Origin of the sequence: Intrasporangium sp. (genome assembly GCF_032907665.1) — a bacterium.
Lineage (GTDB): Bacteria > Actinomycetota > Actinomycetes > Actinomycetales > Dermatophilaceae > Intrasporangium.
This window is the reverse complement of sequence record NZ_JAJJPG010000105.1, coordinates 1-12,775: the sequence shown is the minus strand read 5'-3', so window position 1 is coordinate 12,775 and position 12,775 is coordinate 1. Positions and strand designations below refer to the sequence as shown.

At 70.4% G+C, this 12,775-nt stretch carries 14 protein-coding genes; 7 read left to right on the top strand and 7 right to left on the bottom strand.

All coding sequences use genetic code 11. The features are described from left to right. Positions 1-35: 35 nt before the first annotated feature. Complete coding sequence (locus LOY02_RS14375) at positions 36-608, bottom strand: CGNR zinc finger domain-containing protein (RefSeq protein ID WP_317183049.1); 573 nt, start codon at positions 606-608, stop codon at positions 36-38. Between the two features lie 97 nt (positions 609-705). Between LOY02_RS14375 and LOY02_RS14370 the strand changes: the two genes are divergently transcribed. After that, positions 706-2,025: an MFS transporter gene (locus LOY02_RS14370; RefSeq protein WP_317183048.1), complete on the top strand. Its 1,320-nt coding sequence runs from the start codon at positions 706-708 to the stop codon at positions 2,023-2,025. 12 nt (positions 2,026-2,037) lie between these two features. On the opposite strand, the gene LOY02_RS14365 is transcribed toward LOY02_RS14370, so the two are convergent. Further along, entirely contained in the window at positions 2,038-2,511 is a 474-nt protein-coding gene (locus LOY02_RS14365) for a nuclear transport factor 2 family protein (protein WP_317183047.1), read from the bottom strand. A 127-nt stretch (positions 2,512-2,638) separates the two neighbouring features. On the opposite strand from LOY02_RS14365, the gene LOY02_RS14360 reads away from it, so the two are divergent. Next, positions 2,639-3,211, top strand: coding sequence for a TetR/AcrR family transcriptional regulator (locus tag LOY02_RS14360; protein WP_317183046.1), 573 nt, complete (start codon positions 2,639-2,641; stop codon positions 3,209-3,211). A 49-nt stretch (positions 3,212-3,260) separates the two neighbouring features. Here LOY02_RS14360 and LOY02_RS14355 read toward each other — a convergent pair whose 3' ends face one another. After that, complete coding sequence (locus LOY02_RS14355) at positions 3,261-3,770, bottom strand: MarR family winged helix-turn-helix transcriptional regulator (RefSeq protein ID WP_317183045.1); 510 nt, start codon at positions 3,768-3,770, stop codon at positions 3,261-3,263. A 39-nt stretch (positions 3,771-3,809) separates the two neighbouring features. Here LOY02_RS14355 and LOY02_RS14350 point away from each other — a divergent pair, with 39 nt between their 5' ends. Together LOY02_RS14350 and LOY02_RS14345 are read left to right on the top strand one after the other, a co-directional pair. Beyond that, a complete protein-coding gene (locus LOY02_RS14350; protein ID WP_317183044.1) occupies positions 3,810-4,520 on the top strand; it encodes an SDR family oxidoreductase in 711 nt (236 codons plus the stop codon). A 109-nt stretch (positions 4,521-4,629) separates the two neighbouring features. Continuing rightward, positions 4,630-5,496: a TIGR03619 family F420-dependent LLM class oxidoreductase gene (locus LOY02_RS14345; RefSeq protein WP_317183043.1), complete on the top strand. Its 867-nt coding sequence runs from the start codon at positions 4,630-4,632 to the stop codon at positions 5,494-5,496. Positions 5,497-5,531: 35 nt separating this feature from the next. Here the strand turns inward: LOY02_RS14345 and LOY02_RS14340 are convergent, their stop codons facing one another. Next, entirely contained in the window at positions 5,532-6,482 is a 951-nt protein-coding gene (locus LOY02_RS14340; protein WP_317183042.1) for a YafY family protein, read from the bottom strand. A gap of 63 nt (positions 6,483-6,545) precedes the next feature. Between LOY02_RS14340 and LOY02_RS14335 the strand changes: the two genes are divergently transcribed. Beyond that, positions 6,546-7,700, top strand: a complete 1,155-nt coding sequence (locus LOY02_RS14335) for an epoxide hydrolase (protein ID WP_317183041.1) — start codon at positions 6,546-6,548, stop codon at positions 7,698-7,700. Between the two features lie 14 nt (positions 7,701-7,714). Here LOY02_RS14335 and LOY02_RS14330 read toward each other — a convergent pair whose 3' ends face one another. Then, a complete protein-coding gene (locus LOY02_RS14330) occupies positions 7,715-8,902 on the bottom strand; it encodes a phospholipase D-like domain-containing protein (protein WP_317183040.1) in 1,188 nt (395 codons plus the stop codon). Between the two features lie 348 nt (positions 8,903-9,250). On the opposite strand from LOY02_RS14330, the gene LOY02_RS14325 reads away from it, so the two are divergent. After that, on the top strand, positions 9,251-10,435 hold the full coding sequence (locus LOY02_RS14325) for an MFS transporter (RefSeq protein WP_317183039.1): 1,185 nt from the start codon (positions 9,251-9,253) through the stop codon (positions 10,433-10,435). Between the two features lie 199 nt (positions 10,436-10,634). On the opposite strand, the gene LOY02_RS14320 is transcribed toward LOY02_RS14325, so the two are convergent. Together LOY02_RS14320 and LOY02_RS14315 are read right to left on the bottom strand one after the other, a co-directional pair. After that, positions 10,635-11,189, bottom strand: coding sequence for a YciI family protein (locus LOY02_RS14320; RefSeq protein WP_317183038.1), 555 nt, complete (start codon positions 11,187-11,189; stop codon positions 10,635-10,637). A gap of 130 nt (positions 11,190-11,319) precedes the next feature. Beyond that, positions 11,320-12,225, bottom strand: a complete 906-nt coding sequence (locus tag LOY02_RS14315; protein ID WP_317183037.1) for an NAD(P)/FAD-dependent oxidoreductase — start codon at positions 12,223-12,225, stop codon at positions 11,320-11,322. Between the two features lie 62 nt (positions 12,226-12,287). Here LOY02_RS14315 and LOY02_RS14310 point away from each other — a divergent pair. Beyond that, positions 12,288-12,775, top strand: a 488-nt coding sequence (locus LOY02_RS14310) for a MerR family transcriptional regulator (RefSeq protein ID WP_317183036.1), incomplete at its 3' end; no start/stop codon positions are given.

Here is a 12,775-nt window from a genome sequence, read left to right as displayed (position 1 = left end):
CGCTGTGACCGAGCCGACGCCGTGACAGGACGACGTCACGGTGCGGGCTGCCGCTCGGCCTGCTGCGCTCGGTAGTGCCGTCTGGCCTTGTCACGCGCGCCGCAGGTGGCCATGCTGCACCAGCGACGACGGCCGTTCTTGCTCGTGTCGACGAACAGCCACCCGCAGGACGGGCAACGCCCGAGGCGGTGGAGCGGGCCGTGCGCCAGAAGCTCGATGGCTGAGTTGCTGACCGCGTCGATGACAGGGGTGAGGGTTCCGTCGTCCGGCCAGTCGAGGCGGTAGCTGCCGGCCTCGCTGCGCAACAGTCGTGCTCGACCGACGGCGGCCGCGTGTGCCCGGACCAGGGCGTCGAGGTCCTCGGGAGCAGGCTTTGCGCCCGTGGCCAGCGCGCCGAAGATGTCGTGGAGCTGCTCTCGCAGGGTCCGTGCTGCCGCGAGCGCCGACGCGTCGATGCGTTCAGCTGTCGTCTCGCGTCCCACCGCATCGGCCCAGGTCCGGGCCTGCTCGGGGGTGGCCAGCCAGTCGCGGGAGGCGTTCGGCCTCGCGTTGACGGTGTTGGTGAAGTCCAGGCAGAGGGCGTTGCCGACGAGCTCGACGTCCGGCATCACTGCCCCTCCTCACTTGACCGTCGAAAGGCGCTTGACACGTGAGACACGATACCGCAATACTCTCACCATCAAATGGTCGTTGAAAGGTGAGGCGATGGCACACCGGCCAGCTGGTCTGGGGAGGCCGTTCCACCGGCTGCTCATCGCGGGGGGCGCCGCAAACCTCGGCGACGGCATGGTGCGGGTGCTCCTCCCGCTCATGGCCCTCGCGATCGGAGCCACGGCGAGCGGCGTCGCGGCCGTGGCGGCCGCGAGCACCGTGGCCTGGCCGGTCTTCGGCCTCCACGCAGGATGGCTGGTCGACCGAGCGGATCGGCGCCGCCTCCTCGTCGCCGCGAACGTCGTCCGGGCGGTCACGCTCTCCGCCCTTGGCGCCGCGATCCTCGCTGAGGGACTGCAGCTGTGGATGATCCTCGCCGCCGCGATCGTCCTCGGCGTGGCCGAGACCATTGTGGACACGGCCGTCACCTCGCTCGTGCCGACCGTCGTCGAGCCGTCCGGCTACGGCAGGGCGAACTCCCGCATCGAGGCCACGGTCAATGTGACCAACGAGCTGCTCGGCCCATCACTGGCCGGCCTGCTCGCCGGACTCACGCTCGCCGCAGCCGCCGGTTCCAGCGCCGCCCTCTACGCCGTCGCGGTCGCCGTCCTCATCGGACTGCACGCCGCCGGACGTCGCCACGGCGGTGCTGCCGACGGCGCGGCGGCGCGCCCGATCCCCCGACCGACCGCCGACACGACGGACCGCGACCAACGAGCGCGAAGGCTGACGAGCGGGCTGCGCTTCATCTGGGCCACCCCACTCCTTCGGGCCCTGGTGCTGTTCACGGCCGCCATGAACGTCGTGTGGGGAGGGTCGATCGCCCTGCTCGTCGTCTATGCGGTGGAGCCGGGACCTCTCGGCCTCAGCCCGGCTGCCTACGGGCTCCTCCTGACGACGATGGCGGTCGGAGGGATTGCCGCATCCGTCCTCACAGAGCCGCTTCGGCGCCGCTTCGGGGACGCGCGGCTGCTCATCGCCGACGCTGTCGGGACGGTCCTGCTCGTCCTGCCGGTGGCCCTCGGGGCAGGAGTCGTTGCCGTCGCCGTCGGCGCGGTGGTCGCCGGCGCGGGGTCCAGCGTGTGGCGCATCATCAACGCCACGATCCGGCAGGTGATCACGCCCGATGACCTGCTGGGTCGCGTCTACGCAGCGACGCGGGTGATCAGCTGGGGAGTCGTGCCGGTTGCCGCAGTCGTCGCAGGCGGATCAGCCGAGGCCTGGGGGCTCCGCACGACGTTCACGGGCCTGACGGTGCTGGCCGTCGTCGTCGCGATCGCCTTCGTCCCGTTCGCAGCGAGGGCCGAACGCGCGGCGGCCAGCGGCGGGGAGCCGGAGCCGTCAGAGGGGGAGCCCGTTAGCGAGGCGCGATGAATCCGAAGGTCCTCACAGCCCGAGATCGCTCAGCCCGGGGTGATCATCTGGCCGTCGGCCCAACGGCCAGTGGAACAGCCGGTCCGTCTCGGCGATGGGAAGCGTGTTGATGGAGGCGTGGCGGACCCGCATCAGCCCCGAGTCGTCGAACTCCCAGTTCTCGTTGCCGTAGGCCCGGTACCAGTTGCCCGCGTCGTCGTGGTGCTCGTAGGCGAAGCGGACGGCGATGCGGTTGCCGTCGCAGGCCCACAGCTCCTTGATGAGGCGGTACTCCAGCTCCGAGTTCCACTTGCGAGTGAGGAAGGCAACGACCTCGTCGCGGCCGTTGACGAACTCGGAGCGGTTCCGCCACCGGGTGTCGACGGTGTAGGCCAGCGCGACCTTCTCGGGTGTGCGGGAGTTCCACGCATCCTCGGCCAGGCGGACCTTCTCGGTCGCGGTCGCGGCGGTGAAGGGCGGTAGCGGCGGGCGGGTCTCCGGCACCATGTCTGACTCCTTGCTCTCAGGTTCCCGGCGGACGCCGGGACGAGCCGCCGCGCCGGGAGAACCAGCGTTCTCCGATAACCTGTCCGACAGTAGTAGAACGATGGTTCTCCCGGCAAGGAGATTGGTGATGACAGAGCGGATCGAGGCCCGGGACCAGGCGCTGCGCGCCGCCGGCGACCTCTTCTACGCCCGCGGCATCCACGCGGTCGGGATGGACGACGTCCGAGCCGCATCGGGCGTCTCGCTCAAGACCCTCTACAAGCACTATCCGTCCAAGGACGCGCTCGTCGTCGAGTTCCTCCGTGCCCGCGACGAGCGCTGGCTGCGCGAGCTGCGCGACCACGTCGAGCAGCGACCGGCATCGGAGCGGCTGGTCGCGGTCTTCGACTGGCTGCACGAGTGGTTCTCCGAGCCGACCTACCGCGGGTGCGCCTTCCTCAACTCCTTCGGCGAGCTCGGAGCGACCTCACCTGCAGTCGCGCAGCTGGCTCGCCGCCACAAGCAGGCCTTTCGTGACTACCTCGGGCGGCTCGCCGAGGGAGCCGGGCAGCCGACCCACGCCGCCGAGGCGGCCTTCCTCCTCGCCGAGGGAGCCATGGCCGCCTCCGCGGTGCTGGGCCGACCTGACCTGGCGGAGACCGCGCGGGAGACGCTCTCGACGCTGACGTATGCCGCTGAGCCGGCTCCCGAGGTCACCTGACCTCGGGAGCGAGGGCAGCGGCATACGGCATGTCATGGCTGGCAGGGGCTCATCGCTCACTACGACGTCGCCCCCGGGCGACCCCCTGCCCGAGCCGTCTGAGGAGGCGCTCGAGCTCGTCGAGGTCACGATCGCTCAGCTCGGCCGTCAGCGCGTCGTCGTGCTCGAGGACGAGCTGGGCGAAGCGGTCTGCGGCGACGCGACCCGAGGCCGTCAGTCGCACACGCACGGACCTCGCGTCACTAGTGGCCCTCTCCCTGGTCACCCACCCTGACTCCTCGGCGCGCCTCATGCGCAGGGAGATCGCGGCCGGGGTGACACCACACCGCGTCGCGAGCGCGCCCGGAGAGACGGGCTCCTCCCCCGGGTTGCGCCGCAGGTTGGCCAGGAGCTCGAGCGTGGCCTGGTCGATACCGAGGCCGGAAAGGACGGCGGCGCGCTCCGCGTGCAGCGCACGCGAGAGGCGCCAGACGAGGGTGATCACTCCGACCGAGCGCGTCGGCAGGTCCGGCCGAACCCGTGCCCACCCGTCCCGAATCTCGTCGACCACATCGCTCACGACCATTACTTTAGCGCTTAAGCAAGCGAAGGAGGAGACGTGCGCGTGGTGATCAGCGGAGGCGGCACGGGGATCGGGCGCGCCTGTGCCGAGAGGTTCGTCGCCGACGGCGCCGACGTCGTCCTCGTCGGGCGGCGACAGGCGGTGCTCGACGACGCAGCACGGGCCTTGGGCTCGAGGGCGACCTGCTTCCGCGCGGACGCCTCGGACCCGGACGACGTCGCCGCGCTCGCCAGACAGGTCGGGTCGGTGGACGTCCTCGTCTGTGCGGCTGGCGGAACCGTGGACGTCACGGGGGACGACCTCGTGGCCACCGCCCAGCGCTGGTCCCAGACCTACGCCGCGAACGTCCTGTCCGCCGTCCTGCTCGCCGAAGCGCTGGTCCCCCTGATGCCTCGTCCCGGCGGCCGGATCGTCGCGATCAGCTCTGTGTCCGGTCGCAAGGGGTCCGGCTCGTACGGCGCGGCCAAGGCTGCCCTGAACAACTGGGTCGTCGACCTGGCCGGGGAGCTTGCGCAGGAAGGGATCACGGTGAACGCGGTCGCGCCCGGCTACGTCCCCGACACGGGCTTCTGGGACGGCCGACGTGACGAGGCCGAAATGCAGCGACGGCTCGCGAAGGTCGCCATGGGCCGAGCGGGTCGCGTCGACGAGGTTGCCGAGGCGGTCGCCTACTTCGCGTCCTTCCGCTCAGGGTTCACCACGGGTCAGGTCCTCGGCGTCGACGGAGGCACGCTGCTCAGCCTGTGACCTCGAGCGTGGGGGTCGGATCGCTCAGGTGAGGTCGCTCGTCAAAAGGGGTGCGTACACCTGTGAGGTCGTGCCTAGGCTGCGGAAGGCCGCACACCCGGAGGACCCTGTGAGATTCTGCGTCAGCTACAGCACCCCCTTCTTCGGCACGGACCCCGACCGGTTGCTCGGGTATGCCCGGCATGCGGAGGAGCTCGGGTTCGAGGGCATCTACCTTCCCGAGCATGTCGTCGGCTATCGCGGCGCCCGGATCGGCGGATTCGAGCTCCCACCGGACCTGGACTACGCCGACCCGCTCGACTGCTTGAGCTTCATCGCGGCCGGGACGGAGCGCCTGCTCCTCGGCACTGGAGTGCTGCTCCTGCCCTACCACCACCCGGTCACCCTGGCCAAGCGGCTGGCAACGATCGACCGCCTGTCCCGTGGCCGCCTGCGGCTCCTGACGATCGGTCTCGGGGCCCTGCCGGGCGAGGCGGAGGCGGTCGGGGTCGACTTCGCATCCCGTGGGCGCCGCGCCGACGAGGCGATCCAGCTGCTGCGCCTGCTGTGGTCGGGGGATGTCGATGGGGTGGGATTCGATGGCGAGTTCTTCACCGTCCGCGACCTGGTCAGCTACCCGAAACCGTACGGGTCCGACCCACTGCCGATCCACGTGGGCGGTTCGAGCCGGGCCGCCGCCCGCCGCGCGGGACGGTTCGGCGACGGCTTCCTTCCCGGTGGCGCCGTGATGCCACAGGAGCGTGCCCGGCAGTGGGATCTGGCGCGATCGACCGCCGCCGAGGCCGGTCGTGACCCGAACCAGCTGGAATACACGAGGCTCGCCCCGATCGACATGACCGAGGAGCGATACCAGGCATATCTCGGCGCGGGTGTGGATCGCGTCGTGGTCAGTGCCACCACCGCGACACCCGACGAACAGCACGAGGAGCTGGCTCGCTTCGCCGAACGATTCGATGTCGCGCGACCGCGTGCCTGACGACGGCCATGACCCCGGCCGGGACCGCATGCGACCTAAGGGGTGGCGGAGGCGAGCCGGGCTGCCAGCGTCCTGACGTGTTCCACCAGCTCCGGGGGCTCGTGTACGTGGAAGTCGAACCCCTTGGTGGTCACGTAGATGGCCAGCTCATCCAGCGAGTTGGAGCCGGCCCGCAGCGTGCAGCTGTGCTCGTCGATCGGCTCCAACGTTCCAGTCGTGGGGGCGATCCGTTGCGCCGCGGTCTCGGCATCGACGAGGAGCGTGAACCGGGCCCGGTAGCGGTACGCCGAGGTGGAGATCGCCCGGGAGGTGTAGGCGCTGACGTCGGGGTCAGGCGGGATGCGCGGGGTGAATCGGGGGCCGGTGGGAGTCCGCGGGTCGAGGCGATCCACGCGGTAGGTCCGCCAGTCTTCGCGGTCGACGTCCCAGCCGATGAGGTACCAGCGCCGGCCGGTGTGCACGAGCCGGTGAGGCTCCGTCGTGCGGATGCTCGTGGTTCCGTCGTGCGTGCGGTAGTCGAAGCGCAGTCGCAGCGAGTCGCGACAGGCGCCGGCGATGGCGGTGAGGACGCTCGGGTCGACGGTCGGGCCAGCGTTGGCCATGGGCACCGTCACCGACTGCAGGGCGTTGATGCGGTGGCGAAGCCGGGACGGCAGGACCGGTTCGAGTTTGGCCAGCGCCCGCACGGAGGCCTCCTCGATGCCGGTGATCGAACCGCCCGCGGCCGTGCGCAGACCCATCGCAACCGCGACGGCCTCCTCGTCGTCAAGCAGCAGCGGTGGCAGATCCGCACCGGCACCCAGCCGATAGCCCGCGGTGCCCGCGCTGGCGAGCACGGGATAGCCGAGGGCGCGCAGCCGGTCGATGTCGCGGCGCACGGTGCGCGGGGTGACCTCCAGGCGCTGTGCCAGCTCCGAGCCCGACCAGTCGCGTCGGGTCTGCAGCAGTGAGAGCAGTCGCAGCAGCCGCGCCGAGGTTTCCCACATGAGAAGCAGTCTGCCGTCGACCTAGGACTGAAGTCGACCTAACCGATCTCTAACGTGGCCGACATGGAGAACAACAGCGATATCCGGCCCTTCACGATCGACATTCCGCAGCCTGAGCTGGACGACCTGCGCGAGCGGCTCGCCAGGACGCGTTGGGCCGCGGACCTCCCGGACGTCGGTTGGAGCCGCGGGGTGCCCGTGAGCTACCTCAAGGGGCTGGCCGACTACTGGCGCGACCGCTACGACTGGCGCGTCCACGAGCGCGAGCTGAACACCTACCCGCAGTTCACCACCGAGATCGACGGCCAGAACGTCCACTTCCTGCACGTGCGCTCGCCCGAGCCGGACGCCCTGCCCCTGATCCTGATACACGGCTGGCCCGGCTCGATCGTCGAGTTCCTCAACGTCATCGGCCCGCTGACCGATCCCAGGTCACACGGCGGCAACCCGAGGGACGCGTTCCATCTCGTGATCCCCTCGATCCCCGGCAGTGGGTTCTCCGGGCCGACCCGCGAGGCGGGCTGGGACACCAACCGGGTGACCCGGGCCTTCGCCGAGTTGATGAACCGGCTCGGCTACGACCGCTACGGCGCGCAGGGCGGCGACACCGGAGCGGTCATCGCCCCGGGGCTCGGGCGGCTCAACCCCGACAAGGTGGTCGGCGTGCACGTGAACGGAGTGTCCGCGTTCACCGAGGTCGACGCAGCCGAGGTGGGGGACCTGACGGAGGCGGAGCAGGCGCGGCTCGAGCACCTGGCGCACTTCAAGGTCGAGCAGTCCGGATACGCGATGATCCAGATCAGCCGGCCGCAGACCCTGGCGCACGCGTTGCACGACTCCCCGGTCGGGCAGCTGGCCTGGATCGTGGAGAAGTTCAAGGAGTGGACCGATCCGGCTGCCGAGCTGCCCGAGGACGCGGTGGACCGGGATCTGTTGCTCACCAACGTGATGCTGTACTGGCTCACCGGCACAGCGGGGTCCTCGGCCAACAGCTACTACGAGACCGCGCATGCCGGCGCCTGGGGCGCGAGCGCACGTTCGAGGGTGCCGACCGGGGTCGCAGTGTTTCCCCTGGACATGTCGATCCGGCGCACCGTCGAGCTCGAACACACCGTGGTGCACTGGAGCGAGTTCGACCGCGGCGGCCACTTCGCCGCCATGGAGGCACCAGATCTGCTCGTCGGCGACGTCCGCGAGTTCTTCACCACGCTGCGCTGAGTTCCTGATGCCAGTCAGAGCCAGCGGCGGATCGGCCGAACTGCCTGCTCCAGGGCTCGCTGCGGGAGCCCACGGTTCTCCCACCGCGACAGGTCGATTCGCCTGCTGCGCTCGAGGTCCTCGATGAAGTGCTGCTCGAGCACGTCGACCGACGGCTGGTCGATGACGACCATGGCGACCTCCTCGTCGTGGTCGAGGGATCGTCGGTTGACGTTGCTCGAGCCGACGAGGGCAGCCGCGCCGTCGACGACCATGATCTTGGTGTGCAGCATCGAGGGTTGGAAGTTCCAGATCCGCACGCCGGCCGAGGCCAGTTCGGCGTAGGTCGCCTCGCTCGCCACCTGGGTGACCCGCTTGTCGGCATGGGGCCCCGGGAGCAGCACGTCGACCTCGACGCCGCGGCCCACGGCTTCCTTGAGTGCATCGACGAGCGCGGCGTCCGGGGAGAAGTAGGCGGTTTGCAGGCGGATCCGCTCCCGGGCGGACCGCATGAGGACATACCAGACAGTGTGGATGTCGTCCCAGCCGATGCTTGCCGAGCCGCGGACGACCTGGATCACGGCGCTTCCGTGCCGGGGCTGCTCGGGGAAGCGGCTTCGTTCGTCGTAGAGCGGCCGGCCGGTCTCTGCCCAGTCCTGGACGAAGGCGGCGGCGAGACCGTCCACGGCCGGCCCCTCGACCCGGAAGTGGGTGTCACGCCACTCCCTTTCGTCCCGCGCGTCGCCGCCCCATTCCTCGGCGATGCCCACGCCCCCCGTGAAGCCGATCGTCTCGTCGACGACGAGGAGCTTGCGGTGCCCGCGATGGTTCTGCTTGAAGGGCGACTTGTGGAGCGGTTTGCGGAACCAGTGCACATCGACGCCGGACTCCTCCATCGCCTCGATGAGCCCGTCCTCGATGAGCCGACCGCCCAGTGCGTCGATGAGCACCCGCACCCGCAGACCCGCTCGGGCGCGATCACTCAACAGGTCCGCGAACTCCCGCGCAGGCCACCCCTTCCAGTACACGAACGTCATGAGGTCGACGCTGTGCTCGGCACCCCGGATCGCCTCGAGCATGGCGGGAAAGATCTCGTCGCCGTTGCGGAGCACGGTGATCGAGTTCCCCTCGGTGAAGGCGGCGCCGACCAGACACTCCAGAGTTCGCCTCAGCGTGAGCCGAGCGTCGGCGGTGCCTTCCGTCGTCATCCCACTCTCGAGCACACCATGCTCCTCTCGAGGCCACCGCGCCACCGTGCGTCGGCTCTCCGAGAGCAATGTAAGCACGGCCGGCCCCGTCGGCGTGGTGACGCGACTGACGTCACGCTCGACCGCGCCCGGCTCAGGTGGTCGCGGGCATCTCCTGCGGGAGAGCGCCGCGAGGTCACGGCGCGCAGGAGATACGACCGGTGGCGGATGCGCCGGCCCAGAGGCCCGGCAACGATCGCCGAATGCACCTCATCCACCGCTCTGCCGACCCAGACACGACCACGCTGCCTGCCGTGCCGACCCTCGAGTCCCGTGGCCCAGCCGGACGCACTGCGAGGCACGAGCTGACCCGGGAGGAAACCCATGCGTGAGGTCCTTCGGCAAGGGCGACCGTCCGTCATCCTGATCTGCCTGGCCGTCGCGGCCTTCGCCTTCAACACCGTCGAGATGATGCCCTTGGGACTGCTGCCCCAGATCAGCGCCGGCCTGGGCCTCAGCGCCCAGCAGGCCGGCACCCTCGTGGCCGGATACGCGACCGTCATCGCCGTCGCGACGCTGCCACTGGTCCGACTCACGCGGAGCCTCGAGGGGCGCCGGCTGGTGCTGACGATTCTCGGCCTGCTCGTCGCGTGCACGGTCGTCTTCGTAGCGAGCAGCTCGATCCTCCTGCTCTACGGGAGCAGGTTCACGACGGCAGCAGCGCACGGCCTCCTGTGGTCGCTGATGTCCCCCATCGCGGTGGCGCAGTTCGCCTCCCACCTGCGCGGTCGGGTCCTGGCCGTGCTCAGCATCGGCTCCTCGCTCGCCATCATCGGCGGGGTTCCCGGCGCGTCGTTCCTCGGCGGTCTCGCCGGCTGGCGGACACCCTTCCTCGCCGTCGCAGGGATGGGCGTCCTGGCCGCGATCGGTCTTGCCTGGTCGATGCGAGGCGCGGCCCCGAGCCAGGACCGCGACACAGCCACCACCGGAACCGAGCCGCACCCCTTCGGGTTCGTGGCGACCCTGACGGTGGTCGCGCTGAGCGTCGGCGCCGTGTTCCTGACGGTGACCTACCTGTCGGTCATCCCCGTGACCACCGGTGTCGGTCCGTCCGCGCTTGCCCTCGCTCTGTCCTGCTTCGGACTCGCCGGATTCGCGGCCGCCTACGTCGCCGGCCGGACCATCGACCGCGCCCGCCGCCTCGTGCTGCTGTCCGCGCTCGGGGTACTGCTGCTCGGCTTCCTCACCCTCCGGCTCGGCCCGGAGACCGAGGCGACACTCCTCGCTGGGGCAACCTTCGTCGGCGCCGGTGCGGTGGCGACGCCGCTGTCCTGCCAGCACCTGCTCTTCGACAACTCCCCGCTACGTCTGCCCACGGCCCTGGCGATGAGCTCACTTGCGTTCAACGTCGGGGTCGCCGGCGGCGGGTTCATCGGGGGGCAGATCCTCCGCTCCGGAAGGGCCGGCCTGCTCGCCGCAACATCGGCCGGCTTGGCGCTCGCGGCTGCAGGAGCTGCCCTGCTCGCCCTGGGCCAGCGCCGTAGGGTCGCCGCGCCGCTCCCGACGTGAGACTGGCGCCGTCGCGCCCCACTCGGCGTTTGGGGCCACTCGACCTTCTCACGACTCGTGGAGGGGGTCAGCCCGTCGCCCGGCGGATGAGGAGCAGCTGGCCGACGTCTGCGACGTTCTTCGTGAGCTCGACGCTGACCCAGCCAGCGAGGTCGGCCATGGTGCACCCGGCCCCGGGCGGCCGGTATCTCAGGCTGTCCTAGCCGTTGGCCGGTCGGCCCCCCGCCCGCCACTGGTGCACCTCGACCCCGACGTATCGATCGGAGGGAAGGACCGTGCGGGCCTCCGCCGAGTCCCGCGCCGGCAGCAGCACAGCGGCACCGAGCACCAGGGAACCGTCGTCCGACAGCAGTGGCCCACAGGCGATGAGCTCGTCGCGCACCGGCGGGTCGACGGCCCCTGCCGCATGCTCCAGGGTGAACCCGAGGACGAGGTAGCGGCTCTCGCCGTCTGTCATGCCCGTGTGGTCCCACATGGTGCGGCCGAGAGAGTTGTGCCATCGACGCAGCAGGACGTCTCGGTAGGCCCCGGCCTGATAGCAGGGCTCCTCGAACGCGAAGGCGCGCGCCGCCGCGGGATCAGGCAGGTCGAGGATGTGCACGCTGCCGGTCAGGGTCCCGTCGCTGGTGAAGGTCGGCCCGCGAGCGATCATCGTCGCGGCGAACCGGTCCATGTAGGACCAGTGCTCCTCCACCATCTCGTGCCGCAACGAGGTCGAGCCGGGGCGGTCGCGGTGGTAGCAGAAGAAGTCCACGGGTCAGTTTCCCACCTGGGCTGCAAGGGAGCTCAGCGGCATACGACATCTTCAGGCCGTTGGTCCGTATGCCGCTGGGCTGCCTTCGCGCTCGAGGTGGCCCCCGCGGGGTGCCGGCACAGGGACGTCGTCAGTGCGCTGCCGACATGAGCTGCATCTGCGCCCCGGATGCCGCGAGCTGGCCCGCCGCGGCGGCCATGATCACGGAGGCCATCGGCATCGGGTGAGCCGGGAGGTGGGCCATGTCGCCCCCGCAGTAGACGCCCGGAAGGCTCGAGCGACCGAGCTCGTCGATGCGGACGCAGCCGGAGGGGTTGAGCTCGAGCCCCAGGCGCTCGGCGAACGGCGCGGACTGGCGCAGGGCAGTGGACACGAAGATCGCCGCGACCTGCTCATCGCTACCTTCGGTGAAGCGCACGCGGATGCCGCCGTCGTGTCGCTCCAGCCCGAGCACCTTCTCGTCCCGGACCATCGCCCCGCCCGACCATGCCTCGGGGAGGTCCTCGCCTTGAGTGAGGACGAGCAGCTCGGACGCGATCGGTCCGAGGAGTGCGCTGAGGTGGGGTGCGGCTGCGGCCCCGAGGATGCCGATGCGCCGGCCGCTGAACTCGTGGCCGTGGCAGAACGGGCAGTGCGCGGCGAGGTCGCCCCAGAGATCGTCGAGCCCGTCCACCGCAGGCAGTTCGTCCCGCACCCCGGTCGCGAGGATGAGCACCTCGGCAGTCAGCACGGAGTCATCGGCGAGGACCAGGCGGAAGCCGCCGTCCGCCTGGACGACATCGGTCACGGCCACGTCCCTCACGGAGATGGTGTCGTAGGCAGCCAGCTGGTCCCGGGCGGTCGCACGGAACTCGGAGGGCGCCGTGCCGTCGTGGGTGAGGACGTTGTGCATGTGGGCGACGCCGGCGTTCCGGTAGGTGCCGTTGTCGAAGAGGACTGCGTCGCGGTGGATCCGGCCGAGCGTCAGGGCTGCCTGGAGACCGGCGGGGCCCCCACCGATGATGGCGACGTCGGTGTGGAGGGTGGTTGGTGACATGCTCACGGCTCCTTCGTGGCGGAGTGGTCAGGGTCGGGAACAGCGTGTACCTTCATGTCGACATGAAGGCAACACCGCCCTCGGACCGTTGGACCATTGGCGAGCTGGCAGCCCGCTTCGACCTCGCCACGAACGTGCTGCGCCACTGGGAGTCCCTCGGCCTGCTCTCACCGCAGCGCGACGCCTCGGGCTACCGGCGCTACGGCCGGGACGACCTCGTGCGCACCGCCATCATCCTGCGCAACCAGGCAGCCGGGATGTCGCTGGAGCAGATCCGCGTCCTCCTCGACTCCGGTGCCGGAGGGCGACACGCCATGCTCGAGGCGCACCTGCGCGACCTCGACGAGCGCGCCAGGGACATCGAGCGGTCGCGCGCCATGACCGAGCACGCGCTGCGCTGTCAGGCACATGACATCGTCGCCTGCCCCCGCTTCGCCGCCTTCGTGGATGACCTCGTGGACGGCCGCACTCCGGTCGCGCCGGTCGACGTCGGGGGCCCGCTGGGCCGCGTCGGCCGGCGGCCGACGCGAGGCCGGGCGCGACGAGAGGA

What these genes read in the sequence shown, in the direction of transcription:
- LOY02_RS14370 (WP_317183048.1), top strand. Translation starts at nt 706, where the DNA reads ATGGCACACCGGCCAGCTGGTCTGGGGAGGCCGTTCCACCGGCTGCTC.
- LOY02_RS14340 (WP_317183042.1), bottom strand. Translation starts at nt 6,482, where the DNA reads ATGTGGGAAACCTCGGCGCGGCTGCTGCGACTGCTCTCACTGCTGCAG.
- LOY02_RS14365 (WP_317183047.1), bottom strand. Translation starts at nt 2,511, where the DNA reads ATGGTGCCGGAGACCCGCCCGCCGCTACCGCCCTTCACCGCCGCGACC.
- LOY02_RS14315 (WP_317183037.1), bottom strand. Translation starts at nt 12,225, where the DNA reads ATGTCACCAACCACCCTCCACACCGACGTCGCCATCATCGGTGGGGGC.
- LOY02_RS14375 (WP_317183049.1), bottom strand. Translation starts at nt 608, where the DNA reads ATGCCGGACGTCGAGCTCGTCGGCAACGCCCTCTGCCTGGACTTCACC.
- LOY02_RS14325 (WP_317183039.1), top strand. Translation starts at nt 9,251, where the DNA reads ATGCGTGAGGTCCTTCGGCAAGGGCGACCGTCCGTCATCCTGATCTGC.
- LOY02_RS14335 (WP_317183041.1), top strand. Translation starts at nt 6,546, where the DNA reads ATGGAGAACAACAGCGATATCCGGCCCTTCACGATCGACATTCCGCAG.
- LOY02_RS14360 (WP_317183046.1), top strand. Translation starts at nt 2,639, where the DNA reads ATGACAGAGCGGATCGAGGCCCGGGACCAGGCGCTGCGCGCCGCCGGC.